The following is a 26,581-nucleotide window of genomic DNA, read 5'->3' as shown; positions in this document are numbered from 1 at the left end:
TGAGTAATGCAACCATAAATAACCAGACAAATACAAAAAACCTGGCTAAATCGCCAGGTTTTCATTAAATCCACCCTTTTTCCTCAGCAATGCTTGCGGCTTCTGTCCGATTTTTCGCATTGAGCTTTTGGATGATGTCTGATATGTAGTTTCTGACAGTTCCTTGAGATAAATAGAGCTCCAGCGTAATATCCTTTGTTGTCTTGCCTAATGCCGCCAGCCGGAGAATTTCTCGCTCTCTTAAGGTGAGGGGATTTTCGTCTCGAATCATGTTAAACGTCAGCTCGGGGCTGAAAACTCGTTTTCCCTCTACACACTTCCGGATGGCGGCGGCCAGATCGTCAATCTCGCCGTCTTTCAGCAGATAGCCGTGTACGCCGGCTTTGACGGCGCGTTCAAAATAGCCGGGGCGGGCAAAGGTCGTTAAAATAATGACCTTGCTGCCGCAGCCTTTTTGCATTAATGCCTCTGCCACGTCCAGCCCGCTTCGAACCGGCATTTCAATGTCCATGATGCATACATCCGGCTCCAGCTTCAAAATGGCTTTTAGCGCTTCTTCCCCGTTTAATGCCTGTCCGATGACTGTCATATCCTCTTCTAAATCAAGCAGAGACCCCAATGCGCCTAAAAGCATTCGCTGGTCCTCAGCAATCAACAGACGAATCATTCTTTCGTCCTCCCATCATTCTGCTTTTTTAATCAGCGGAATCGTCAGCGTCACCGCCGTTCCCTTATGAGCCGAAAGCGTTAATCCGCCTTCAATAAGCATAAGCCGTTCTTCCATGCCCCGCAGACCATTGCCAAACGTTTTCTCCTTAGCAGCTCCCTTTCCGTCATCCCGTATCACAATCCTCATTTTATCAACAAACTGAGTAATGCTGATGGCGCAGTGGGTCGCTTTGCTATGCTTGATGATGTTGGTCACGGCTTCCCGCATACACATGCTGATAATATTTTGCGTGACGGGTGATATCGCTGTAAAATCATCGTCTCCTTCATACTCAAAGGTAATGTTCCCCGCTCTTAATATGTGCTGAATGTTGGCAAGCTCCTCAGTCATCGTGACCGTTCTCATATCAGAAACCAACTCACGAACTTGCTTGAGTGCGGCTCTCGAGCTTGTTTCCATCTCTTTTGCCTCAAGCCTCGTCCGCTCTGGATCAGATGCTGCCAGCCGCTGAATGAGCTGGCTTTTTAATGTAAGAAGCGACAGGGTATGACCGAGGGTATCATGAAGGTCACGGGCGATTCGAACGCGCTCCTCCCTTTTGGAGAGTTCTTTTATCTGTTCGTTTGCTTGGTCAAGCTTTGTTTCAAGCTCTATTCTCCGAAACATAGAACGGATTCCGAATGGAGAAATCAGCATGATGACCTGAAATGGAAGAATAGAGAACAGCTCCCGAATGGAGACCGAATCCGCAAATAATCGGTACAGACAAGGGAGCAGCAGCATGAAGAGTAAACCGCAGAAAGCACGGTTAAACTTCGTTTTCTCTTTGTAATAACCAACAAAGTTTGCCGGGAAAAAACCTAAGTATATATAGCTGATATCATAAAACAGACTGTATATCAAAATAACCGCCATTTGCACGATGAGCCAATATGTAAACGAACCTCTGCCCAAGCTGCTGAACAATTGGCGATATGCCGCAACGAAAAGGACCAGCATGCTATATCCAATCAGCTGTTTGATGCCTGACTCTTTCAATAAAGTGAGGAACGGCATAATGATATACACTAGAAAGATATAAGGGAAAAACCCGAATTGCTTCGGGAAAATAGATATTGCTTTTTTCATATATTACACCGCTTCTTGTTTTCTTCTTATATACTTAGATAGTAGCATGAAGAGCAGCAAATAAGCGATTAAAACCAGAATATTTTTCCATGTTGGACTCCCGCCACGAACAAGTTCCCACGCCCCGTTCCCGAAATGATAAGACGGAAGCCAGCGGCCAATGTTCTGCATCATGTCAGGCATGACCTCAACCGGCATCCACATGCCCCCGCCTAAAGCCAGAAGCATGTAAAGCACATTACTGATTCCGGCCGCTGTTTCTACTTTTCTCATGAGGCCGATTAGAGTGCCTAACGCTAAAAACGGCAATGCGCCAAACAAAATCCACAGCCCGCTCATGATCCATTCAAACGGCGACAAGGCAATGTCATTAATAATTGCGCCGAAAAGAAAAATGACGGTAATGGATAAAACGTGAATCACACTTTGCCCGATCATCTGAGCTGATAAATAGATATGATCCGGAAGAGGCGTAATACGGATAAAGGCAGTCCAGCCTTGTGACCGTTCTTGAACCATGCGGATGCCAAGCGTCATGATAGAAGAACCCATCACGCTGAAGGCTGTCATCGACATTAAGTAATGGGCTTCCCATTCACGTTGGTCGGGAACGTTGGTATTCACTACATTGGTAAAGAAATAATAAAAAGCGATCGGCATCATCAGCGACCAAAGCACAAAATACTTATTCCTAAGCACCCTTTTCATTTCAGCTACACTTTGCTTCAGCAGCATGTTCACTCACATCGCCTCCCTTTTTCCGTCAGCCAGCCGGCGAAATGCCTCATCGAGCGTTCCATGCTCAATTCGAATATCCCGTGCTTGGATGTTTTCTTGAAAGATCAGCGCTAACACTTTGTCTGTATTTGATGTTTGGATGATGATTCTCTGATGCTCTCGGATGACTTGCTCTACTTCCGGGTGTCGGGACAGATTTTCCAACGATTCCTCTGCACGGAGCGCAAAAGAAACAGACTGTTTCTGAATCCTTGAGCGGAGCTGCATTGGCGAGCCGTCTGCCACAAGCTGTCCGTCAGCGAAAAATAAGATTCGCTGTGCGGCATCATCTGCTTCCTGTAAATAATGAGTTGAAAAAATAATTGTTTTCCCCTGGTCTGCCAGTCCATGAATGGTCTGCCAGAACCGATGTCTTGATGATGTGTCCATCCCGACTGTCGGTTCATCGAATATCAGCAGCTCCGGGTTCCCGACAAGAGCCAATGCAAAGCTCAAACGGCGTTTTTGTCCGCCTGATAATTTTTCTGCCCTTGTTTTCAAGTCTTCTGTTGTGAGAGCTGTTAACGAAACGAGTTCTTTCAAGGACAATGGATTCGGATAATAGCTTCGAAAGAGTTCGAGAATTTCATTCACTTTCAGACCCGGCATGACACTCACTTCCTGCAGCATCACGCCTATTTGCTCGCGAACCTGCTGATCATGCGGAGCCCGGTTAAATAATTTGATTTCTCCCCCACTCGGCTTCAGCAATCCTAATATCATAGAGATGACGGTCGTCTTCCCTGCCCCATTCGGTCCGAGAATGGCTGCAATTTCTCCTTTTTTCATGCTGAAGCTGATGTTGTTCACAGCTGTTTTTTGCTGGAACTGTTTTGTCACATTGCTTACTGATACTGTCTCATTCATCACATAAGCACCTCCTGATCGCTTACATTGATTGTAAAATGCCGGAGGAGCTGTTGTTAGTATGGGGTGTCATGATAATGGAGTGACAAATGTCATATTTTTTCTCACCGCATGCGCCCAGGCCATCCATCCCCCTGCATCTTCCAATTCAACCGCTTTTCTATGCCGCATGTTCCTTTTTCTTTTAAACTGCTATTACTTTCATAGAAAGATGCACTCTTCAAACAGTCCGAGTGTTATGATAGACATACTGGACTTTATTTTACTTTCCGGCTGAAAGGAGCCAATCATGAACGAAGCGATTTTGTCACGAAATCATGTGAAGGTGAAGGGCAGCGGCACATCATCTATTATGTTTGCACCTGGTTTTGGATGCGATCAAAGCGTGTGGAGCGCCGTGGCGCCGGCCTTCGAAGAAGATCATCAAGTCATTTTATTTGATTATGTCGGTTCGGGACATTCAGATTTGCACGCATATGACCTGAATCGTTACCGGACACTTGATGGCTATGCCCAAGATGTTCTTGATGTTTGTGAAGCTTTAGATCTGGAAAAAACCGTATTCGTGGGGCACTCTGTCGGAGCTGTGATTGGAATGCTTGCTTCCATCCGCCGCCCGGATCTTTTTTCCCATCTGGTGATGGTCGGCCCTTCTCCTTGTTATTTGAACGATCCGCCTGAGTATTACGGAGGATTTGAAGAGGAGCAGCTCTTTGGCTTGCTGGAGATGATGGAGAAAAATTACATAGGCTGGGCCACTGTATTTGCGGGAACGGTTCTGAATCAGTCAGATCGGCCTGACATCAAGGAAGAGCTTGAAAGCCGTTTTTGTTCTACCGATCCTGTGATTGCCCGCCGATTCGCAAAAGCCGCGTTTTTTTCTGACCACCGGGAGGATCTTTCGAAGGTAACGGTTCCCTCTCTTATTCTCCAATGCTCAGATGATATCATCGCACCGGCAGCAGTAGGTGAATATGTGCATAAGCATCTGCCTTATAGCAGACTGAAACAAATGGAGGCCCGCGGGCATTGCCCCCACATGAGCCATCCTGAAGAGACGATCCGGCTGATCAGCGATTATTTGAAAGTGCACGTGTAATAGAGGAACGAAAGGGATAGAGGTGACCCTCTTAATGGACAAACAATTGAATGATGCACCATGCGGTTTCCTCACTTTGTCAGAAGAGGGTTTGATGATAGCTGTCAACCGTACCTTGCTAAAGACTCTGAATGAAGAGCCGGAACAGATTATCGGCAAGCATATGAATACGATTTTAACCGTTCCCTCACAGCTTTTTTACCAGCTCTATTTTGTTCCGCTTTTGAAACTGGAGCACCACACCGAAGAAATATACTTGTCTCTGAAAGCAAGGAATGGGGAAGAAATCCCCGTCCTTGTCAATGCGATTGCGAGAGCCGATAGCGGGGCTTCTGTCTTCGATTGTGTTCTGATTCCGATGCGGAAGCGAAATGAATATGAAAATGAGCTGCTGATGGCCAGAAACGCGGCTCAGGAAGCTTTGCTTGCCAAACAGAAAGCCAATGCGGAGTTAGAAGTTGCCTTGGGAACGCTGAAGGCAAAACAAGAAGAACTTCTTGAAATCAACAAACAAAATCAGCAATTTAAATTAAGCACCAAAAGAGAGCTTGAGCTCGCCAGAAAGATTCAGGAAAACTCATTGACTGAACCGATTGTAAATGATCAGATTCAAATTGACGCTTATTACAAAGCCTCCAGTGAGTTATCGGGTGACCTATACGGGTTTTATCAAATCGATAAACATCGTTACGGCATTATTATTCTTGATGTGATGGGGCACGGGATTTCATCGGCTTTGATTACAATGTCTCTGCATCCTTTGTTCCAGCGCCAGATCACGCAAGGCCTCAGTCCCGTCAACGTCATGAAGGAATTAGACCGACACCTTCACAGCTTGTTTCAAAATGATGAGGAAGCAAGACATTATTGCACTGCAATTTATCTCGAAATTGATACAGCTCGGAAAAGAATGGATTATGTTAACGCAGGGCACCCGCCGGTATTATGGCAGGGCGCCGATGGAACCCAGCATCCGCTGCACGCAACCGCGCCTCCGATCGGGATGTTTGAAGACACGGTCTTTCAATCAAACAGCCTTTCATACCCGGAGGGCGGAAGGCTCCTTCTGTATACCGATGGCGTGATGGACCCTACGGCTTCATGTTATTTATTTGATCTATTAAAGGATGATCCCGATTTGCCTATTGCTGGCCTGAAGGAGAAAATTCTTACATCACTGCAGCATCATAAAGAAACCCAGCATAAAAGTGATGATGAGTGTTTTATATTAGTTGATTTGAAATAAAAAAGATCCATGAGATTTGCTGCATCTCATGGATCTTTTGTTTTAACGTTTTTTCGTGATATGGCCTGACTGTACATATTGAAACACCTGCAGGGAAGGAAGCGGGTGTCCGTTACAATCAAACAAAGCTTGGTTATCCACAGCACTTCCCCCGTACCACTTCCCTGCATCTTCAGGGTCGTATTCGGCAGCATAACTGGAGGCCCATCCTGACCCATATGTTTCCCACAACACTTTGTTTTTCTCCACCCGCGTTTTCGGCCCGACCGGAATCCACGCCGGCTCCCAATAGAAAACGCCAAGTCCTGCCGTGCCCGTATTCGCTACGGCCTGCATCACATCTCTTATCGCATTCGCCTGGCCTTGAACGGATATTGGATATGGCAGCGTCTGTCCGCTTTTTGGCGCCGTATTTTCATGACCGTCGCCATCTTCAGCGGTATATGTGTACGAGGTCTCCGCTACCATGACTTTTTTGCCGTATGTATCGGCAACAGCCTTCAGGACGGAGGTCAAATTCTGCAGCGTGCCGTGCCAGAAAGGATAATAGGAGCTCGCAAACACATCATAATCCACTTTGTTTTTGCTGAGTGTTTCCGCAATAAATGAATACCTTCCAGCCGTTTCAGGATTGGTAAAATGCAGTGCGACTAGAATGCCGCGGTTTGTTTCCCTGACCGCCCGGCTTCCTTCGTTAAACAATTGGCTCATCTTTGTCCAATCGGTTTCGCCGGCAAATGCGCCTGTCGTTTCATTTCCGACTTGAACCATGCCGATATTGACGCCTTCCTCGATCATCCTTTGCAGGCTTTGTTTTGTAAATTCGTAGAGCCTTGCTTTTTTAGCTTCAAAGCTGAGATTCGCCCACGCTTTAGGCACCTTCTGTTTCGCGGGGTCCGCCCAGAAATCAGAATAATGAAAGTCGGCCAGCACCTTCATTCCGTTTGCTGTCGCTCTTTTTCCGATTTCGATGGCTTTTTGAACATCATTGTTTCCCCCGCCATACCCATTGCCGCTTGAATCATACGGGTTATTCCAGATGCGGACGCGAACATAGTTGACGCCAGCTTGTTTTAAGGTTGTAAAGATGTCCTGGCGTTTTCCGCTTGTGTTGTAAAAGGTGACACCGCTGTTTTCCAAAGCAATAACACTGGACACATCTGCCCCTTTAATAAAGTCCCTGTTCATGCCCTCTGCTTTTTTAACGGAAAGATCCTCTGGCACATGTTTTTCCTGCTTAACAGCTGCAGCATATCCAGGTGAACTGAATACACTCCATACGATGGCAGCCGCAAAGAACATTTTCAATCCGCTTCTCATGATTCCACCCCTCACGCGGTTTCAAAAAAAGCCCAGCACGCATCAAGCGGAGCCTCAGCCTAATGTGTGTTTACGACTATTCTCACTTCATATTGTTCCATCGTCAGGTCGCCTGACAATATATCTCCTGTCATCATGTCCTTCACACTCTGATCAAACGTAACCAGCTGCTTTTCTTCCGTAAAGTTCATGATAAAAACATAATCATGGTCCTGATCCTGCCTGGCTTGTACGGAGACGCCTTTTCCGTGTCGAACCGGAAAAACAGGGGAAAGAGACAGGTCTGTGATGAGCCCTTCATAGAAATCCCGATGAAATTGATCTTCCAAACGCGCGCCGATAAAATACGCCTTGCCCTGCTGATATTGATGGCTTGTCACCGCTGGCGTACGCGCGTAAAAATCTTCTTGATACACCGCTTCTGCTGACGCGGTCTTTAACTCAATCACGGTTGCATAGTCCTTCATTTCATATGTTTGGCTGCGGTAGCTAACAGCATTTCGATCCTTTGGATACAGCGTGTCGGTTTCAAGAGGCTCCATTCCGAAAATAGCTTGAAGATCCGGATGCCATCCGCCTATATACGTTAAATCATGTTCGTTCACAATCCCGCTGATATATGTCATGACTAAGGTACCGCCGTTAGCTGTAAACGCTTTTAAACGAGAAATGGTGTCTTCGCTGATTAAGTACAGCATCGGGACGATCAGCAATTTATATGGTGAAAAGTCTTGTTCTTTCGTGATGACGTCGACAGGGATATCGTGTTCCCAGAACGTGCGGTAATGCTGCTGAAGCGTTTGCGCATAACGTTTTGTCTCCTTGGCAAACCCCTGAGCATCCTCGAGCGCCCAGTGATTTTCCCAGTCATATAAAATAGCGGTTTCAGCAGGCCTCTTCGTTCCGACAACTCCGGACAGCTGTTCTAATGTTTTGCCGACTTTGGCTACCTCTTGAAAGACGCGGTTCTTCGGGCTATTGTCATGCCCCACAATCGCCCCGTGCAATTTTTCTGATGATCCGCGTGATTTGCGGTATTGGAAATAGAGAACGCTGTCCGAACCGTGGGCGATCATCTGCATGGATGACAGCAGATTCATGCCCGGGCGCTTCGCCTTGTTCACGTCATGCCAATTGACCGCGCTTGGCGTACACTCCATTAATAGGAAAGGCTGCTGCTTCAAGCTTCGGTACAGGTCATTGATGAAGCCGACCTTCATCGCCAAATCAGCTGTGCTTTCCCAGTCATTGTGCCAAACCGGATAGGCGTCCCAGCTGATGACATCGACATGCTTCGCAAATTTGCTGTAGTCGAGGCCCTGATACGGAATCAAATCCGGTGTGTCAGCCATAAAGTTTGTTGTGATAGGGATATGAGGCGTCAGTTCTTTCAGCGGAATGATTTCATTTTCATAAAACGAGATCGTTTGATCGGTGACAAACCGGCGCCAATCTAAATTCAGGCCATGCAAGCCATTTTCGCCGATCGGCGAAGGGCTTTCAATTTGTGACCAGTCATTAAATGTGTGGCTCCAAAACGAAGTCCACCACGCGTGGTTCAACGTCTTGAGGCTGTTGTCATATTTCGATTTCAGCCACTCCCTGAAAGCATGCTGGCATAGATCGCAATGGCAGTCTCCTCCGTATTCGTTTGAAATATGCCACATGAACAGCGCCGGATGGTTGCCGTATCGTTCTGCTAACAAGCGGTTGATGTTCCGGGTTTTTTCCCGATAGGCCTCTGATGTGATGCAGTGATTATGCCTTCCGCCGTGCAGCTGTTTGACTCGGGCAGCATTGACACGCAGCACTTCGGGATAGGTTTGCGACAGCCAGGCAGGACGGGCTCCGCTCGGCGTTGCCAATATGACACGTCCGCCTATGCTATGAATCCGTTCAAAAATATCATCAAGCCAGCCAAATTGATACACGCCCTCCTCCGGCTCAAGCGCGCTCCACGCAAAAATGCCAACAGAAAACGTATTCGTATGAGAAAGCTTCATCAGCTCGATATCATCGGCTAAAATATCGGGCCGATCAAGCCACTGATCAGGATTGTAGTCTCCTCCGTGAAGCATAAATTCCGCTTCTGTTACGCGCTTTTTTTCAAGCTTTGACATCATATTTTCCTCCCTATTCTCTTAGCCTTTCGTTCCGCCTGCCGTTAATCCGGACACAAAATTCTTTTGCAGCATGATAAAGATGACGGCAACCGGGATGCTGATGAGCAAGGCTCCGGCCGCAAATGTCGTATAGCTGGCCCCCATGACATCATTCACTACATTAAATAGGCCGACGGGCAATGTATATGATTCAGGCGTTCTCAATATCGTTGAGGACAGCACAAAATCTCCAAGCGGGCCGGTAAACCCGTTCATGGCGACCACGGCAGCCATCGGTTTTGATAATGGCAGAATGATCCGGAAACATATTTTTGTGCTGCCGGCCCCGTCAATCTTGGCGCTTTCGTCTAAATCCATCGGTATGGAGTCCATGTACCCTTTCATCAAATACGTATTCATCGGGATCAAGCCGCGATATAAAGCAGGATTAACAGCCAATGGCTATTGATCATTCCCAAGATTTGCGCCAATACAAACAAAGCGATTAAAGCCGAAAACTGAGGAATCATTTGCAGCAATAAAAAGAGGGTCAATGCGTATTTCCTCCCTTTGAACCGAAAGCGCGAAAACGCATAGGCCGTAAACGTGATGCAGAGCAAAGACCCGGCCATCGTAAACAGGCTGATCTTCATGGAGTTGATATACCACTGGACATATTGAAGGCTTTCTTTGCCTGCAAATAATTCCTTGTAATGGTCGAAAGTCGGATGCTTCGGAATGATGGATGTACTGATCAAGCTATTGCCGGGGTTAAAGCTTGCGCCTGCCGTCCAAAGGAGAGGATAAACCGACAGCCGCACACAGTATGAGTACGGAATACGTTTTTACCATTTTCATTGATCGTCACCCTTTCAGTATGAATGAAAGCGCTTTTAAAACAATATAGCACGGCTGAGAAAATGTGTAAACAAACTATTTACCCATACAAGTAAATTTTTTTATCCAATAAAAAATGGCTTAGCATCCTAAGCCATTGTTAATTCATACTCTTTCTGACGATTAATTCCGCGCCCACATATAATGTTTTTACCGTCTTTCTCTTGTCCTGTACCTGTTCAAGCAGCATTTCAACCGCATTTTTGCATAATTCATGTATATCAATATGAAACGTTGTCAGAGGGGGGGAGACATACTTTGAAAAGCTGATGTTGTTGATGCTTACAACGCTTACCCTGTTCGGTATGGCAATTCCTTTTTCGTTCAGTGCCTGCAGACAGCCCACTGCAATCGGGTCCGCCGCGATTAAAAAAGCAGTCGGGAGCTGATCGCCTAATGTGTCAATGGCTGCTGTCATCAAACGGTAGCCGTTTTCTACAGAGAATCCGCGATGACAAAAAATAAAACGCTCGTCCAGCATGCCTTTTTCGCTCATATAGGATCTGAAGGTTTGTTCACGGATGTCCATTTCATCCTGGTTGGTGTTCGGATTTTTGTATGTGCCGCCGATAAATCCGATGGTCTGATGCCCTTTTTCACTCAGAATATTTACTGTCTTTCTTGTCATTTGGGCTAAATCAGGCCTTACCGAGTCAAAATGATCGGGATCAGGTGTTGAATCGATAAAGACGCCGTTGTCAGTGAGATGTCTGAGGAAAGCCAGTTCTTGATCAGAAAATGTGCCGACAGCTATAAACCCTTCTGTATATTCAGGAATGCTCTCGATTCCATCCGATATTTTATAGGTGGTCATATCGACATTGAATGCTTTCGCCAGCTTCTCCACTTCTAATCTCATCGTTTTAAAATAGACATCCTCTAATTCCTCTTTATCTGTCAGCCAATATAAAAACGCAATATGTTTGACTAGCGGCCTCACTGTTTTCTTGCGGTAATTGAGCTTTTCCGCCGCTTCATAGATTTTCTCCCGTGTCTCATCAGGAACAGAAAGGCTTTCATCGTTATTTAAAACGCGGGAAACGGTTGAAATCGAAAATCCCGCCTCCTGCGCGATATCTTTAATTGTCGCCATTGCATCTGCCTCCATTATTCAGTTCTCGTTCATTTTAGTAAAATATTTTACTTTCTTTTCTGAAAATGTCAAGCGCGCATAGCCCTTGCTGCATTCAAGGAAAAAGACTGAACCATTTGCGGCTCAGTCTCGAGTGTTTATATCATTTTGGCACTTGCGGAATTGCCCGGGAAATGAGTTGATTATTGCACATTTTCCTCGAAATATCCCGAAAGCACATTTTCCACATTCGTCAAATGCGCCAGCATGGCGGCTTCCGCCTGCGCTCCATCCTGTGCAGCCACGGCATTGTAAATCCGTTCGTGCTCCTCATACAGCCGCTGGACTGAGGTCTTTTTGGAAAACAGCCAGATTTTCCGTGTTTCTCTCATCGTTTCCAGCAGCAATGATGATACGTGGTTCATCAAGTGTTTAAGAAGTTCATTTTGGGAAGCGTCCGCAAGCGCAAGATGAAATGCGAAGTCTGCTTTCTCGCCCAGCTCCCCGTCCGCTTCAATGCTGCCCATTTCCTCTAATGCAGCATGAATTCTTTCGAGATCGGCTGCCGTCCTTTTTTCAGCCGCTAATGACGCCACGCCGATTTCAAGCAGTTTTCTGACCTCGAGCAGCTGCTTGACGTCCTCTTTTTTCATGAGAAGGGCGGCTGAGAGCGGCTGAGAAATTTGGTTGAGCTCAAATTCCTTCAGGTACGTGCCTTCTCCCTGTTTCATTTCAACAAGCCCCATCGCTTTTAGCGCGGAAAGCGCTTCGCGAACCGCTGAGCGGCTGACTTGAAAGCTTTCAGCAAGCGCCTGAACCGAGTCCAGTTTATCTCCCGGCTTCAAATCGCCGTTTTTGATCATATCTAATAGCGCATCCGCCACTTCTTCGTATATTTTCTTTGTTTTAATCTGTTTGTATTTCAATGCAATTTCACCCCGTAACTTGTAGGTCTGGCTGTTTACGATCTATTATACTCTGTTTTGGGGGCCGCCAAAAGATTTTGACAATTTTGTCAAAAAGTCTTGTACTTTGATTTTTTTCAAAATATAATGCTAGGTAACTGGTCGTATTACCTAGTCATCAGATGATCATATCATCTATAGAAACCGCTCACACATAACGCCAGTTTATGTTTCAAGGAGGGGTTTGGGATGCAATGGACACAGGCATATACGCCTATAGGGGGAAATTTGCTTTTATCAGCGCTTGCCGCACTTGTACCGATCATTTTCTTTTTTTGGGCGCTCGCGATTAAAAGGATGAAGGGGTATACAGCGGGCTTGGCGACATTGGGGATCGCCCTTGTCATTGCTGTATTGGTTTATCGGATGCCGGCGGAAAAAGCGCTGATGTCCGCGACACAAGGAGCTGTATACGGGATTTTACCGATCGGCTGGATCATTGTGACGTCTGTTTTTTTATATAAAATCACGGTAAAAACGGGGCAGTTTGATATCATTCGCAGTTCTGTTCTCTCCATTACGGATGACCGCCGGCTTCAGGCGCTCCTGATCGCTTTCTCATTCGGGGCTTTTTTAGAAGGGGCTGCCGGCTTCGGGGCGCCGGTCGCCATTTCTGCCGCGCTGCTGGTCGGCCTCGGCTTTAACCCTCTTTACGCGGCGGGCATCTGTTTGATCGCCAATACGGCGCCGGTCGCCTTTGGGGCGATTGGGATTCCGATTACAGCCGTAGAAGGGCCGACAGGGATCCCGGCGATGGAGATTTCGCAAATGGTCGGGCGCCAGCTGCCGTTTTTATCTGTATTTATTCCTCTTTATTTAATCATCATTATGAGCGGGTTCAGGAAAGCCTTGGAGGTCTGGCCTGCGATTCTCGTTTCCGGTGTTTCCTTTGCTGTTGTTCAATATCTCAGTTCCAATTTCTTAGGACCAGAGCTGCCTGATGTTTTGTCGGCACTTGTTTCAATGGCTGCGCTTGCTGTGTTTCTGAAAGTGTGGAAGCCGAAAACAACATTCCGGTTTGCCGGTGAACAGGAATCAGCCGCCGCGATTGAAATGGCGAAAACGAATCCGGCTGCGGCTGCGTATAGCGGCGGACAGATTTTTAAAGCTTGGTCGCCATTTCTGCTGCTGACGGTGATGATTTCTATATGGGGTATTCCAGCTGTCAAATCCGCGCTGACCGGGCATTATGAAGGCTCTGCTGTTTTTTTGAAGTGGCTGGATGCTGTTGGCGAAAAACTGACTTTCGCACCTGGTGTGCCTTTTTTGAACAATCAAATTGTAAATGCTGACGGTACGCCGATTGAAGCGGTTTACAAGCTTGAGGTGCTTGGTTCGGCCGGCACCGCGATATTGATTGCCGCTGTGCTGTCAAAGTTCATCACGGCCATTTCGTGGAAAGACTGGGGAGCCGCTTTTAAGGAAACGATCCAAGAGTTGAAGTTTCCGATTTTGACTATCGCTTCTGTCGTTGGTTTTGCCTATGTTACCAATTCCTCGGGAATGAGCACGACACTCGGGATGACACTTGCACTGACAGGTTCGATGTTTACCTTCTTTTCGCCTGTTCTCGGCTGGCTCGGCGTCTTCATTACCGGCTCAGATACTTCTGCCAACCTGCTGTTCGGCAACCTGCAAAAAGTCACCGCGTTATCGGTCGGCATGGACCCTGTTCTGTCTGTCGCCGCCAACTCTTCGGGCGGTGTGACAGGGAAAATGATTTCACCGCAGTCAATTGCGGTGGCGTGCGCAGCGGTAGGACTCGCCGGAAAAGAGTCAGATCTTTTCCGCTTTACCATTAAGCACAGCCTGTTTTTACTGCTGCTCGTCTGCATCATTACCTTTTTGCAGCATCATGTGTTCAGCTGGATGATTCCTTAAAAAATCCTCCCGTCACGGGAGGGAATCATCATGTCAGTTTTAACGATCCGAAAGCTGCAATGACGGCAGCCAAGCGCGGTTGTTTGCACTATAATTTTTGCTCTGGCCCGCATCCTCAAGGAATCCATTTTGATAATGAATCGATAAAACCAAGTCAGGAACGGTATCATACCCAACTGATGCAAGGTGCTTTACTTCAGATCCGTAATGAGATAACGCTACTAACGTAAAGTCTTTCGTTAATGGATCTTTTTCTAATGCTTCACGATACACATCTAAAATGTCACGTCCGTCCTCTGTCAGGTAAGTTCCATTTTGGGCATGAAGATCACCAAGATAATAACCGGTTTTTTCATATATTTCTCGAACAACTCGGTATTTGTCGTATGTTTTTTTCTCAAATTGTGTGGAATCATCTGTCCTGCTTCCGATAATATGTTGAAATAATTCTTTGCTGTTACTGCCGCTATTCAAAAGGGCTTCAATCGTGTCAATTACCTTTTGATCATTGGTTCCTGTCACTGTTGCAGCATAATCAAATGGGGTAATGGTAAATGTTAATTTTGTATTCTTTGGAATCGTCAGGTGTTGGCGATCAAAGAGAAGGCCAATTTGTTGATTCACAACATCTCGCTGAAATGCTTTTGCTCGATCATCCTCATTTGGTCCAGACATATCAACATGCCGAAACGCCGCATCTCGCATATTGTAATGTTGCGCTTTTCCTTTATAAAGCCACTCTGTCTCATTGTCATATGCTGCTTGTCTCTCTTCGTTTGTTAAATCATGACGAAAATATGGTGAATTGACATTTTTATATTTGTCGCGTATATAACCAATCGGATTCTCTTTTGATAAATTGATTCTATTGATTCGGCTATATTTTTCATTAAGTATTTGAATTTCAATGTCACTTTCGGAAACATATGGATTTCTGCTATGAATTAACGTTTCCTCACCTGTATCCACAACTGTTTTCTCGTTCGCTAATTGATATCGTTTTGCGACCTCATTCTTATCACTCATTACCGATTCTCTAGAATAATTGATTTGTTTCAGGTTGCTGCTTTGTACGGGCGATGAATTTTTGTAAGCATGGAACTGATTCTCCTGTTTTGCGACTGTATCTTTTTTGCGGATAGATGAATAACTTTGCTTATTGATTTGTTGTGCTAAGTGTTGCAGCTTTACACTATCTTTTATGCGCATACCATTTCCTCTTTTCACATTTACTTTGTTATGGTTGATATCGACAAATAAATCAATTTTTTAACAATTATAAAGGAAAATAATGTAATATGACATATAATCTAGGGGCGTTCGTAATAAAAAATGGTTATATAATAATAATAAAAAAGTTGTATGTTTCTTTTACTAGTTTCATTGTTTTATCTGTGATGTTGTTCACTGCTTTTACCTTCACTCCATCTGCTAAAGCAGTAAGCGAGATTACAGGTAATCATTCTATGTCAACAGCAGCATATCTCGGTTATTGGGAATACCGCCCATATTCAGTTCCAAAAAAATTAAAGTCTGGTGAAAATGTCGCTTATTATAAATTCACTGCTCAAAATGAACAAAAAAACAATTAACTGAATCGTTTAGACCGAAGATAAAGTTCCATTTTTTCATGGAAAACTTCCTTATAAAAAATCATTTTCTCATACACGTTTGATGTCTAGACACAATTTTTACAGGATGTGAGGGCGTTCAAACAGGAGAGTTGGTCGTAAGTCGTCTCCCCTTACATTAGTAAAATCCTCCCGTCACGGGAGGATTTTATTTATATCGTTTTCTTGCTGCTGATGACGGAATGTTCATTTGATCGCGGTATTTTGCCACGGTTCGTCTGGAGATTTGGATCCCGCGCTGTTCACATAGCAAATCGGCAATCTTTTGATCTGAAAGCGGTTTTGTTTTGTCTTCTTGATTGATAAGTTCTTGAAGATGCGTTTTGACTGCGTAGTTAGACGCATCTCCATCTCCTGAAGCCTCAGCTTTTGCTGAGAAAAAGAGTTTCATCTCAAACAGTCCGTACGGCGTTTGTATCGTTTTCCCTTTAATTGCCCGGCTCACAGTTGATTCATGAAGGCTTAGGCGGTCCGCTATCTCCCTGAGAGTCAGCGGCTTCATTGCGCTTCGCCCTTTCAGAAAGAAATCCTTTTGGCGTGCGATCAGCTCATTGACAATTCTCGTAATCGTCTGTTTTCGCTGCCGCAGCGCACGGCTCAGCCAGCGCCATTCCTGATATTTCGCAGATAAATAAGAGGCGGTGTCCTGGCAGGAGCCGGATGATAACAGCGCGCTGTACTGCGGTTGCAGTTCAATATCAGGAAACGAGCGGGTATTCAGCTCCGCTGCGATGTGCCCGTTTTTCACGGTGATAAAAACGTCGGGCTCGATATACATATCTTGCTCTGGCCGTGCAAACAGAAGGCCTGGTCTTGGATGAAGCGCACTGATGCTATCAGAGATATCCTGAATGACATGAAGCGGAATTCCAGTTTCATTTGAAAGCGTTTTCCATTTTTTTTGTGCAAAATCATCAAAATGAGCTGAAACAAGCATTTCCGCTTGTTCATTTCTGTTCGGCAGCCGTTTTAATTGAAGCAGAATGCATTCTTGCAGAGATCTTGCGCCGATACCAGCCGGCTCTAATAACTGGAGTTTTGCCAAAACAGCTTCCGTTTCCTCTGTCGAAACAGATAGGCGCCGCGCTGCCTCCTCCACTTCATCTTCTAAATACCCATTCGAATCAAGCGAATGAATCAGATAATTGAAAATCTTTTTTTCAGTCTTTGTCAGATTCATATCGAGTGACTGGTGTTTTAACGCATCCTGCAATGTTTTTTGCGGATCACTTAGTTGAAGGCCCGCTTCCTGTGCATTCATCCTGTTTTTGTTTGTTTTATGGTAAGATAGTGGCGGTGTGTCTGTTTCCTTTCGTTCAATAAGAGGGTTTTCCAGTGAGAGCTCATCAATGTATTCGGCGAGTTCTGCCGAATGATAGCCTAGCAGCGTGATGGCCTGCCTGAGCTCCTGTGTCAGTTGAGGCTTTAATACTTGTACTTGCTGAAGTTTCATATCCATCTTGCTCACTCCCCTTTCTTCATTTTACATGATTGAGATCACACCGTATACATTTATGAAAAAGGAGCTGCCAAAGAAATGTCTGAACTTTTTTCCGTCCCTTATTTTATTGAGAATTTCAAACAGCATATTGAAATGAATCAGTCTGAGGATAAAATCCACGCGATGAACAGCTACTACCGTTCCGTCGTCTCAACGCTTGTGCAGGACCAGCTGACAAAAAACGCAGTCGTCTTGAAACGGATTCAGCATTTAGATGAAGCGTACAACAAAGTCAAACGGGGAGAATCAAAATAAACCTTCCGCTCACATGTGAGCAGGAAGGTTTTCTTTCTTTGAGGCGTTCTGGATGAGCCGGGTGTTTGGCACTCCTTCCATCCAGGTGTGATAGTAATTGGCGTTTTTCCCGTACGAATTATCAATAACCGTGTTTTCTTTTTGAAGAAGAGAAGACAGGATGTGGCCGTGCAGTCTGGATGTTTCCACCGATTCGTAACGGCTGAAAAAACGAATCGCTTTTTTGACGATATAATCCGAGTATTTTTCCCATATATACGCGATGGGCAGAGGGTTGCCCGCTTTTTTGTTCAGAACGTTCAATGTTTGCAGAAAAGCGATCGTCCTGCGGTCTGAAGCTGACAGCACCGTGCGCCAGTCGTAGCTTTCCGCTTTTGCGTGTTCCTGAAGCTCCCTATTCGCTTCATGATCTGTTCTGATAAATTTCAGCTTTTGGTTGAGCGGCTGCTCCGTGGGAACGACGGGAAACAGCTGATGAGCCATGTCAGGCAGAAGCCTAATGTGATTGCTTATAAAATAAGCCCGTGCCGTAGCATAGGAGACGTTTTCCCTTGTGATGATATGGAGGTTTGCATGCTTAGAACATATCTCCGCCGTCCGTTTGAGATTGTCTTCGTTTTGGAAATAAATCGATTGCGGCAAGATCACAATTTTATGGTTCGGATAGGTTTGGATGATCTTCTCTCTAAAGCTTTGATAATACGGATACAAATCCCCAAAGTTGCCGCCTCCCTGGCAGACGATGATGAGATTCGGGTCGAGCTTTCGGCCGACGGGGAAATTGTCGGGATTCCAGCGTTTCTTGACCCGTATTCCGTGTTCCTTAAAAAAGGCTTCTGTCCCCTTCATAATAAATAAATCCCCTACATTTCCGTATAGAGGATAGTCAGCGTATATGATTTCGGATTGTTTCGGAATGATGTCGAGCAGCCCGGACAGTTTCTGTTTTAGGCCGATCATCGAATGCTTGCTGTCCATGTTTTCACCTCGCCAGTTTGGAATAAGTGTACGAGCACATCAATGACCCTGTCTTGCTCTTCTTCCGTCAGATTTGACCCTGATGGAAGACAGATCCCTCGCTTGAAAAGATCATCGCATATGCTTCCTGTATCTTCATGAGAATAAAATAAAGAGCTCTTAAATAGCGGCTGGGTATGGAGCGGCTTCCACAGCGGACGCGCTTCAATGTTTTCTTCTGCAAGCCGCTGAACCGCGTCATACGGGTTCAGTCCGTTATCAAGTGTGAGCGTGGTAAGCCAGCGGTTGGATACGCCTGCTGCATGCTCCGGCATAAAGCGGACGCCGTTTATGTGACCTAGTGCGTGTTTATATCTCGTAAAAATGGCCCTTCTTTTCTCCACCCGCTCATCCAGCACTTCAAGCTGGGCAATGCCTATGCCGGCGAGGATATTGCTCAGCCTGTAATTGTGCCCGATTTGGCTGTGCTGATAATGAACAGCCGGGTCACGGGCCTGCGAGGCGAGAAATCTTGCTTTCTCAATGGCGGCTTCATCGTCTGAAACGAGCATCCCGCCGCCTGATGTGGTGATGATTTTGTTCCCGTTAAATGAAAAAATGCCGAAGCGTCCAAATGTCCCGCTTTGCTTCCCTTTATAAACTGTGCCAAGAGATTCAGCTGCGTCCTCAATCACAGGTACTCCGTATGCATCACACAGGCTGACGATTTCATCCATTTTCGCGCTTTGCCCATATAGATTGACGGCAATGACCGCTTTTGGCAGCTTTCCGTTTCTTTTCGCATCCTCCAGCGCTTTTTCAAGGGCTTTCGGCGACATATTCCACGTATCAGGCTCAGAATCAATAAAGACGGGCACCGCTTTTTCATACAAAATCGGGTTGGCGGTTGCCACAAATGTGAAGGACTGGCAAAACACGCTGTCTCCTTCTTTTATCTCAAGCAAACGCAGCGCCAGATGAATCGCCGCCGTTCCTGAGCTGACCGCAGCGGCTCCTTTTGCGCCGACGCGTTCAGCCAGTTGTTCTTCAAATGTATTCACGAGCGGACCAAGCGGCGCAATCCAGTTTGAACGAAAGGCTTCTGAAATAAAGCGCTCCTCTCTGCCGCTCATATGAGGGGGAGATAAATAGATTTTTTTATTCATATAATCATCCTTTGTGTTTATGTTTGAATGGAAGAAATCGTGCGCGCCGGGGCACCGGCCGCCGTTGCCCGGTCCGGTATGGAACGGATCACCGCGGAGCCGGCGCCCACAGTGCTCCAGGCCCCGATTGTGAGCTGCGGAATGACAGAAGCACCGGTTCCAAGGTGGGCGCCTTCCTGAACGGCAACTGCTCCTGACAGCGTGACTCGCGGGGAAAGATGGACGTAATCACTGATTTGATTATCATGCTCCGCCACTGCGCCCGTATTGATGATGCAGTGGGCGCCGATACGCGCGTCCGCCTGAATAATCGCGCCCGCCATAATCACGGTCCCTTCCCCGATGACAGCCGACTCGCTGACGATGGCTGATGGGTGAATCAATGTAATGAAATTTTCTTTTTTCAGTCTCAGCCGCTCTGCCAGCTTTTTTCTGACACTGTTGTTTCCGATTGCGATCAGAAAGAGCACATCGGGAATGAGCTTACGCAATTCAATAACGGCTTCCGGCGGACCTGTGTACCACTCTTTTCCGGATTCAAGCGTTCTGAATTTATCATCCAGCACAGCAGCTAAGCGTGTGTCTGGCCGGGCGTTAATCAACTCTCTAATCACCTTTCCGTGTCCCCCGTCACCCACAATGGCAACGTTTCTCATGAGGACACATCTCCGCTTCCGGTAAAGCGTTCCGCGGTCACATGATTGGTTTGCTGAATCCCTTCAGAAACGAGTACTTTTCGCACCGTCAAACATAAAATTTTTAAATCGAGAAAAAATGACCGATTGTCAACGTACCAAACATCTAATTCAAATTTCTTTTCCCAGGAAATCGCGTTTCTGCCATTGATTTGCGCCCAGCCTGTGATACCGGGCTTCACCTCATGGCGCCGGGCCTGCTTTACTGTATAAAGCGGAAGATAGTCCATCAAAAGCGGCCGCGGGCCGACAAGGCTCAGATCGCCTTTTAGGACATTCAGCAGCTGCGGAAGCTCATCAATGCTCAGCTTTCTGATCAGCCTGCCCGTTTTCGTCAGCCTGACTTCATCGGGCAGCAGGTTTCCTTCACTGTCCCGTTCATCCGTCATCGTTCGGAATTTATAAAGGGTGAACGGCTTGCCGTTCTGGCCCGGCCTTACTTGCTTAAAGAAGACAGGTGATCCTATTCTCAGCCTGATAACGGCGATGGTGAACAAAATGATAATACTTGTGCAGCACAATAAAAGAGTGGCGGCCGTCAGATCAAAAAATCGTTTCAGGATCAAAGATTCACAGCTCCTTTCGTTTTTCGCAACCGTTTCAGTACCAGCTGTCTTTCCTCTTTCGTACAAACAAGCGTAAACGCGAAAATGGCGTAGCAGCAGCTGACTGTCATTCCCGCCGCTATCAGTGATGCCCAGCCGTCAATCTTCACAACGAACCGGATCGCCTCACAAACCGCCCAGGCAAACACAGCGGCTGAAAGAGGCCCGATGATGCCTTTGAAGAACACGTGCTTTTTATAGCCGGTAATGCGGGATACATAAAGCGGCGTAAAGATGGCATTTTTTAAAATAAGGGAAATCGCCCCTGCCAATGTAATGCCGTACAGGCCGAGATGAGCCGGACCGCTCAGCGCGACAGCCAGCACCACATTCACCGCACCTAGCAGCAGGGTCACAATCGCCGGTGTTTTTTGTTTATTAAAAGCGGTCGCTATATAAAACAGCGGCATAAAGGCGAGGCTGACCACCAAGTATCCGGCATGAATATATAAAAGCGGTGCTATAGACAAAAAGGATGGCCCGAGCCAAATCGTCAGAAAAGGCCCCGCCAATCCGCCCAATAAGGCAGCAGGAAGCGCGAGCAGAAGACCGTTCAGCCTCACCGCCTTATTGGCGTAATCCACCAATCCGTCCATATCGCCTTTTGAGTAATACGAAGTCATAAGCGGCGCAAACAGAGATGCGACCGTTCCAGCCAAGCTTCGCAGCAGCAGCGGAAACTGGATAATCGCCGCGTACTTCCCGGCTGCAGACGCCCCCAGCACCAAATTGGCGGTTAATAGATCAATCTGCAAAAAAAGCAGAACGCCGATTTGATTGACGGAGTTCCACGCGCCTGCTTGAAACAGCTCCTTGCTTATTCGGAAAGAAAGATCCTTCATACGAAACGAGAACCACGGAATCAGTTTTTTGAAGAAATAGAAAGACAGCACAGCTGCTATGACAGCGCCAGCTAAAGCCGCAAGCTGGATCTGCCAGATTTTCGGCGCAAAACATGCAAACAAAAGCAGCACAGACAAAACGCGTACAAGCATTTGCACCGCCTGAATGGTGCTGGTGATATAAAGGCGGTTGGCATAAAAGGGTGCAGCGCCGAACCCCGCCATCAAAAACGTTAAAATAAACAGCAGACTGCCTATCAAAATCGACAAACGCACATCAGCCAAGAGCGCCGGCGGCACGTTCATCACCCGGTCAATCAAAAAAGCCGAGCCCGCAAGCGGCAGCAAAAGAAGCAATGAAATCAAAACAGACGCCGCCAAATAATTGCTGATATACGCATTTGCTTTTTCCCGCTCTCCTCTGTGGGCGGCGACAGAAAAGAAGCGTACGACAACTGAGCTGAGCGCTACGGTGATAATTGAAAAGTAATTAATCACGTTTTGTGTTAAATGAACAAAGCCGAACGCTTCCACACCAAGCGTTTTCACAATGAAAGGCGTCATCCAGACCGACAGGAAAACGGACAAGAGGAATGCCGCAAGATTAGCGCTGAAGTTGATCGTGAATTTCATGCCTGCTTCGCACTGCCTTTCATTGTTCCCCGCTGCTCGAAAAACAGCTTGATGAGAAATATGAGCCGCCATTTGCACAGTGCTAATACCAAACGCTCACCTCTTAATAATTGCTTATGCTGAACCGGTGTATGTCTGACAGCCTGGCGCACCATGTGATAGGACAAAATCCGTCTGATCTGCTTTTTGATGTCTTTCGGCGGATTCGGAGAAGCACAGGCGTTTGCCAAAAGCATCGGAAGCTGGTGCCTGCATATGTACACATTCAAATCTTCTTTGCATGCACCCGCTAAGCCGTGATGATTGTAGAATGCCATTTTCGCCTGGTATTGCTTTTGAATCTGTTCATCCATCGCCGGCTTATAAGGAACTTCTGTCAGGCTGTTCGGGTTTTCACGATAGATGTACAAGCCTTCATCCAGCATTTTCACCCGTTTCGCTCCGCAAAAAGCGGACAAATTGAAGGGAGAATCTTCAGCAAAACGGATGTCTTCATCAAACATCAGATTGGTTCTATCCAAAAGCTCACGGCGATACACATAACGCCATACATACCATATAAATCTCGTTTCGTGAGCATGTTTGAGCCGTTCGGCAATTTCCGGTTTTGTCAGCACGCGGTTTGTGTCAAGCTGCGGCGGCACATAAGTCTGCCCGTCCGCTGACTGCTTGTAAAAACCGCACCCGGCGATGTCTAGCTGATTTTGCTCTGCTTCTTCTATCAGCCTCTGGAACATGTCGGAAGATACATAATCGTCTCCGTCAACAAAGCCGATGTACGTCCCCTTTGCGGCTCTTATTCCCGCATTTCGCGCAGCACTCAGCCCGCCGTTTGTCTGATGGATGACCCGGATTCTCGCATCTCGTTTTGCATAGTTCTCTGCAAGCTCGCCAGAACGATCCGGCGAGCCGTCATTCACGAGGATGATTTCAATATCAGAAAGCGTTTGACGCTGCAGAGAATCAATGCACTCCTCTATAAATGGTTCAACATTATACATCGGGACTATAACGCTGGCGAGCGGAGTCATTGCACTTCACCGCTGATTTTGTCACGCAGCCCTTTAAAATACGCATCTCTCGGAAAGCCGGCACCAGGCGTTTCTTTTGTTAACAGCTCTTTTACTGCGGATGTCACACGCTCCGGATCCGGATGTTCAATCAGCCTCATGGATGGGATGTCTTTGAGCCATTGATAGCCTTCCATCACCTTATGGTCGAAAGAGCGGATGATGACACACGGCGTTCCTGTCAGCGCGCAAAAAATCATGCCGTGAAGCCTGTCAGTAACAACGGCCTCTGCGCTTTGCAGCTTAGTCCACAGCGCTTCAAGCTCCTGCTCCCGTGAATCTCTGCTGACCCGGCGCCCGATCGTTGTCGTAAAGGATTGAATGTCGCCGAACTCTTCAAAAAGCGCGGCCTTGACCCTTTTTCTCTCATCCTCCTGAAGAACGCTTTCCTGATCCTCGCGCAAACACATATAAACCCCATCGCGTTCTGCGGGGGTCTTGCTTCTGTCTAAATACAGCACCATGTCGGGCTGCTTCAAAATCGTTTTCTCTTGAAAATGCCGTTTCATAAACTGATACGTCGTTTCATCGCGGGCCATCAACAATAAGCCGGGGTGCGCGTTATAAATTTTCTGCGCCCGTTTCAGCTCTTTGCGCCCTTTTTTCGTGTCGGAAAAATGAGCCGTCGCCGGAAGCTGGATCACCCGATAGTCGTGAAATGTTTTAATGATGAAACGGCGCGTCCACTCCTCATAACGGTATAAATCCCCCATGTTTCCGCCCCCGATGATAAACACCATATCCTCCGGATGGCGCGAGCGGAGCAGCGCTTTCGCTGATTTGTAAATGTCCTTCATATCGATTTCGACGATATTAAAATCGGGGTATTCACTTTCAAGAAATGCCTTGCTGGCATAAGCAATCGCGTGATCTCCCAAATTATCATGGGACGGCAGCAGGGTTAGTATGATTTTTTTCTGATGCGCTGCGGCCTTTACCGGCTGATCTGCCGCACCCAGCCAATATTGGGACGGGTATTTGACCTTAAGCAGCAGCCATTCTGCAAGATTGATTTTCAATGATTGTAATGACATGTCCTCACCCTCTGTTTCTCATTTTGTACTCGATCACACGCTGATATACGGCCGATGCCATAGCGACGAACGGAATCATTCTGTATTTCGCCATCAGCAGCAGGCAGGACCGTTTCGTGTCAAAAGACGCAGTTCCCGTTTTTGAGAGGCTCTCTTGAAACACCGGGTCCGCGCAAATCACGCCGACATTTCTAAGTTTTTCAAACAGCCGGCGGCTGCCGCTCGTTTTCCATTCATTCAGCATACAGATGCTGCTGTGAAGAACGATAAATGTATCAAGCTCCTTATGATACTCCTCCAGTTTGTTGTTCTCCTGTAAAAACGCCGCATTCGCCTCGTACAGCGCAAGCCCTGATTCAAACAGTTTGTTCTGATAGCGCTGCACAATGGAGGAAAGGTGAATTCGGTAATGATAGAGCGGCGCTTTTACATAGGATACCGAGCGGGCGAAAAAATGAGCCCTGAAGCTGAAAAACTGATCCTCGACATGCTCCAGCTCGCCCCGAAGCGGAAACGACAGCCGATGCGCTTCAACCATGCTTCTTCTGTACAGCTTGTTCCAGGAAAACCCTCTGACCTTTCCTTCGAATAACGCCTTGATATAGTGCTCCTTAGGCTGATCCTGATAGGTTTCCGCAATGTCAGAGACCATGGTTTTTCCAGTGTCCTCAAGCTCCGCCGCATAATTGCAAATGATCAGATCAGTTTTGCCGTCTGCTGCCTGGAGCATTCGTTCGCAATAATCAGGCTCAATCCAATCATCTGAATCGATAAACGCGATAAACTCGCCGCGGGCCGCCTCAATGCCTTTATTCCGAACCGCGCCGAGCCCCTGGTTCTCTTGGTGAATCACCCTGAACCTGTGATCCTTTTTGGCGTATTCCTCCGCGATATCCGGGCTGGCATCTGCCGAACCGTCATTGACGATGATGATTTCAATATTGTTCACCGTCTGGTTCTGCAGTGATTCGAGACATGTTCTGATATATGTTTCTGTGTTATAAACAGCGACTAGCAGACTAACCGCAGGTGTTTCCATAATGACCGGCTCCTCTTGCATAAATTACCGGGAAAAAATCGTTCTGTAAGGCAGAACGGACGAATCAACCGGCATAAGCAAATAACTGTAAAGTAAATAACAAACAACGATCGCGATATAAATAAGGGCATTCGATTTTTCATCAAATATCCTGACAAAATAAGGGACTAAGATCAATTGATACAGACCGAAATAAATATTGAATCTGGCAAAGATGACGTCCTTTGTGGCCAAAAGCCCGAACAAAAACCCAAGCAGGCACAAATTGACGACGATATCAATTTGCGGCCACAGCTTCCGCAGACGCGCCCTATAGCAAAAGGCAAGAAACAGCGGCAGAATCAAGACAGCGATTTTGATCACATTCATTCCATTTGTATTCGACATGAGCCATTTTTCATAATGGCTGTAGGAGCTGTTTTCAAGTACAACGACAAACACAGAAATAAATTTTTGATATAAAAACGTCATGCCGAGAAATAGAGCTGATAGGCCGAATATCGCCGGTGACCAGGCTTTTCTTCTGACAATAAAATACACTGGAATCATAATCAGCGCTGAGGAATGAAAGAGCGAGCTGATCACCACGATCAGAAAATATCGCTTCCAGTTCCCGCTGATGATGTAACGGATCGCCCAAAATAAAGCGGCTGCCACCATGTATTGCCTGATGCCGTTAAAAGACGCGTAATAATGAAAGGTTCCCAAAAATAAAAAGACACTCAGCTCAAACGGCCTGCCATAGTCGGCGAGTGTCTTCAAAATAAAGCTGTAGGTCACGGCCGCAACCGTGATATACATGATTTGCGGATCTTTCGTGATGAAATTCAGCAGCCAAAGGAGTGCGGTAAAACCCGGATCTGTCGCCGTTTTCGCTGTGCCGAAACCGAATATTTGCCACACATTTTGATAATTGTCCGCCAATTCGTACAGCAGTGTGTACGTCTGAAAATCCGTTCCGACTCTGTAACGGAGACCTGACACAAGAACAAGTGAAGCAAGCGGAATCCAGATCAAAAGCTTATTCGGCCGATACCCTGTGGCAAGCGAATCGTCACGGCTGCCGCACATTTTGGCAAACCAGGACCAAATATATACAATCCCCATATTGACGGTATATACAAGCATC

General features: G+C 46.6%; 24 protein-coding genes and 1 pseudogene. 5 read left to right on the top strand and 20 right to left on the bottom strand.

The genetic code is table 11. The features are described 5' to 3' along the window. Nucleotides 1-64 precede the first annotated feature (64 nt). The 4 genes from V756_RS0103650 to V756_RS0103635 are packed head-to-tail and all read right to left on the bottom strand — an operon-like array spanning nt 65 to nt 3,445. On the bottom strand, nt 65-667 hold the full coding sequence (locus V756_RS0103650; protein ID WP_024713470.1) for a response regulator transcription factor: 603 nt from the start codon (nt 665-667) through the stop codon (nt 65-67). A 15-nt stretch (nt 668-682) separates the two neighbouring features. Beyond that, nucleotides 683-1,798: a sensor histidine kinase gene (locus V756_RS0103645; protein ID WP_024713469.1), complete on the bottom strand. Its 1,116-nt coding sequence runs from the start codon at nt 1,796-1,798 to the stop codon at nt 683-685. 3 nt (nt 1,799-1,801) lie between these two features. Continuing rightward, nucleotides 1,802-2,539, bottom strand: a complete 738-nt coding sequence (locus V756_RS0103640) for an ABC transporter permease (RefSeq protein WP_024713468.1) — start codon at nt 2,537-2,539, stop codon at nt 1,802-1,804. Next, nucleotides 2,540-3,445 carry an ABC transporter ATP-binding protein gene (locus V756_RS0103635; protein ID WP_081719762.1) on the bottom strand — a complete coding sequence of 302 codons (906 nt, stop codon included), beginning with the start codon at nt 3,443-3,445 and terminating at the stop codon, nt 2,540-2,542. A gap of 286 nt (nt 3,446-3,731) precedes the next feature. Here V756_RS0103635 and rsbQ point away from each other — a divergent pair, with 286 nt between their 5' ends. Further along, nucleotides 3,732-4,541: a sigma factor SigB/phosphatase RsbP regulator RsbQ gene (gene rsbQ, locus V756_RS0103630; protein WP_024713466.1), complete on the top strand. Its 810-nt coding sequence runs from the start codon at nt 3,732-3,734 to the stop codon at nt 4,539-4,541. Between the two features lie 34 nt (nt 4,542-4,575). Continuing rightward, the gene (rsbP, locus tag V756_RS0103625; RefSeq protein ID WP_024713465.1) at nt 4,576-5,787 is read left to right on the top strand and encodes a phosphoserine phosphatase RsbP; all 1,212 of its coding nucleotides are present in this window, start codon (nt 4,576-4,578) and stop codon (nt 5,785-5,787) included. Between the two features lie 42 nt (nt 5,788-5,829). On the opposite strand, the gene ganB is transcribed toward rsbP, so the two are convergent. The 5 genes and pseudogenes from ganB to lutR form a co-directional block, all read right to left on the bottom strand. Beyond that, nucleotides 5,830-7,107, bottom strand: a complete 1,278-nt coding sequence (gene ganB / locus V756_RS0103620; RefSeq protein ID WP_024713464.1) for an arabinogalactan endo-beta-1,4-galactanase — start codon at nt 7,105-7,107, stop codon at nt 5,830-5,832. Between the two features lie 59 nt (nt 7,108-7,166). After that, a complete protein-coding gene (gene ganA / locus V756_RS0103615; protein WP_081719761.1) occupies nt 7,167-9,230 on the bottom strand; it encodes a beta-galactosidase GanA in 2,064 nt (687 codons plus the stop codon). Nucleotides 9,231-9,248: 18 nt separating this feature from the next. After that, nucleotides 9,249-10,018 (bottom strand): annotated as a pseudogene (gene ganQ, locus V756_RS01000000121795) (galactooligosaccharide ABC transporter permease GanQ); the annotation flags it as partial. Between the two features lie 188 nt (nt 10,019-10,206). Continuing rightward, nucleotides 10,207-11,199 (bottom strand): galactan degradation operon transcriptional regulator GanR, encoded by a 993-nt coding sequence (gene ganR, locus V756_RS0103605; protein ID WP_024713462.1) that lies wholly within the window; start codon nt 11,197-11,199, stop codon nt 10,207-10,209. 182 nt (nt 11,200-11,381) lie between these two features. Further along, the gene (gene lutR, locus V756_RS0103600; protein ID WP_024713461.1) at nt 11,382-12,104 is read right to left on the bottom strand and encodes an L-lactate utilization/bacilysin biosynthesis transcriptional regulator LutR; all 723 of its coding nucleotides are present in this window, start codon (nt 12,102-12,104) and stop codon (nt 11,382-11,384) included. 228 nt (nt 12,105-12,332) lie between these two features. Between lutR and lutP the strand changes: the two genes are divergently transcribed. After that, complete coding sequence (gene lutP, locus V756_RS0103595; RefSeq protein ID WP_024713460.1) at nt 12,333-14,024, top strand: L-lactate permease LutP; 1,692 nt, start codon at nt 12,333-12,335, stop codon at nt 14,022-14,024. 39 nt (nt 14,025-14,063) lie between these two features. Here the strand turns inward: lutP and V756_RS0103590 are convergent, their stop codons facing one another. Further along, entirely contained in the window at nt 14,064-15,233 is a 1,170-nt protein-coding gene (locus tag V756_RS0103590; RefSeq protein WP_024713459.1) for a DUF4885 family protein, read from the bottom strand. Between the two features lie 89 nt (nt 15,234-15,322). Here V756_RS0103590 and V756_RS0103585 point away from each other — a divergent pair, with 89 nt between their 5' ends. Next, nucleotides 15,323-15,616, top strand: coding sequence for a hypothetical protein (locus V756_RS0103585; RefSeq protein ID WP_024713458.1), 294 nt, complete (start codon nt 15,323-15,325; stop codon nt 15,614-15,616). Between the two features lie 187 nt (nt 15,617-15,803). Here V756_RS0103585 and rpoN read toward each other — a convergent pair whose 3' ends face one another. After that, entirely contained in the window at nt 15,804-17,114 is a 1,311-nt protein-coding gene (gene rpoN, locus V756_RS0103580) for an RNA polymerase factor sigma-54 (protein WP_024713457.1), read from the bottom strand. A 78-nt stretch (nt 17,115-17,192) separates the two neighbouring features. Here rpoN and yvfG point away from each other — a divergent pair, with 78 nt between their 5' ends. Next, a complete protein-coding gene (gene yvfG, locus V756_RS0103575; protein ID WP_003235267.1) occupies nt 17,193-17,411 on the top strand; it encodes a protein YvfG in 219 nt (72 codons plus the stop codon). Between the two features lie 9 nt (nt 17,412-17,420). Here yvfG and V756_RS0103570 read toward each other — a convergent pair whose 3' ends face one another. From V756_RS0103570 to epsG, 9 genes are read right to left on the bottom strand one after another with little or no spacing between them, the layout of a single operon-like run. Continuing rightward, nucleotides 17,421-18,389 carry a polysaccharide pyruvyl transferase family protein gene (locus V756_RS0103570; RefSeq protein WP_024713456.1) on the bottom strand — a complete coding sequence of 323 codons (969 nt, stop codon included), beginning with the start codon at nt 18,387-18,389 and terminating at the stop codon, nt 17,421-17,423. After that, nucleotides 18,368-19,534, bottom strand: coding sequence for a DegT/DnrJ/EryC1/StrS family aminotransferase (locus V756_RS0103565; protein ID WP_024713455.1), 1,167 nt, complete (start codon nt 19,532-19,534; stop codon nt 18,368-18,370). The genes V756_RS0103570 and V756_RS0103565 overlap by 22 nt, the downstream gene beginning before the upstream one ends. Nucleotides 19,535-19,551: 17 nt before the next feature. Then, on the bottom strand, nt 19,552-20,190 hold the full coding sequence (locus tag V756_RS0103560) for an acetyltransferase (RefSeq protein ID WP_024713454.1): 639 nt from the start codon (nt 20,188-20,190) through the stop codon (nt 19,552-19,554). Further along, nucleotides 20,187-20,795, bottom strand: a complete 609-nt coding sequence (locus V756_RS0103555) for a sugar transferase (protein ID WP_024713453.1) — start codon at nt 20,793-20,795, stop codon at nt 20,187-20,189. Before V756_RS0103555 ends, V756_RS0103560 begins: the two co-directional genes overlap by 4 nt. Beyond that, a complete protein-coding gene (locus tag V756_RS0103550) occupies nt 20,792-22,309 on the bottom strand; it encodes an MATE family efflux transporter (RefSeq protein WP_024713452.1) in 1,518 nt (505 codons plus the stop codon). The genes V756_RS0103555 and V756_RS0103550 overlap by 4 nt, the downstream gene beginning before the upstream one ends. After that, nucleotides 22,306-23,340: a glycosyltransferase gene (locus tag V756_RS0103545; RefSeq protein ID WP_024713451.1), complete on the bottom strand. Its 1,035-nt coding sequence runs from the start codon at nt 23,338-23,340 to the stop codon at nt 22,306-22,308. Before V756_RS0103545 ends, V756_RS0103550 begins: the two co-directional genes overlap by 4 nt. Next, nucleotides 23,337-24,413 carry a polysaccharide pyruvyl transferase family protein gene (locus V756_RS0103540; RefSeq protein ID WP_024713450.1) on the bottom strand — a complete coding sequence of 359 codons (1,077 nt, stop codon included), beginning with the start codon at nt 24,411-24,413 and terminating at the stop codon, nt 23,337-23,339. Before V756_RS0103540 ends, V756_RS0103545 begins: the two co-directional genes overlap by 4 nt. Before the next feature lie 4 nt (nt 24,414-24,417). Then, the gene (locus V756_RS0103535) at nt 24,418-25,452 is read right to left on the bottom strand and encodes a glycosyltransferase family 2 protein (RefSeq protein ID WP_024713449.1); all 1,035 of its coding nucleotides are present in this window, start codon (nt 25,450-25,452) and stop codon (nt 24,418-24,420) included. Nucleotides 25,453-25,476: 24 nt separating this feature from the next. Then, entirely contained in the window at nt 25,477-26,580 is a 1,104-nt protein-coding gene (epsG, locus tag V756_RS0103530) for a biofilm exopolysaccharide biosynthesis protein EpsG (RefSeq protein ID WP_024713448.1), read from the bottom strand. Between the last annotated feature and the right edge of the window lies 1 nt (nt 26,581).

Origin of the sequence: Bacillus tequilensis KCTC 13622 (assembly GCF_000507145.1) — a bacterium.
Classification (GTDB): Bacteria; Bacillota; Bacilli; order Bacillales; family Bacillaceae; genus Bacillus; species Bacillus tequilensis.
Note: the sequence above shows the minus strand (reverse complement) of the source record. Positions and strands in the feature narration are given on the sequence as shown.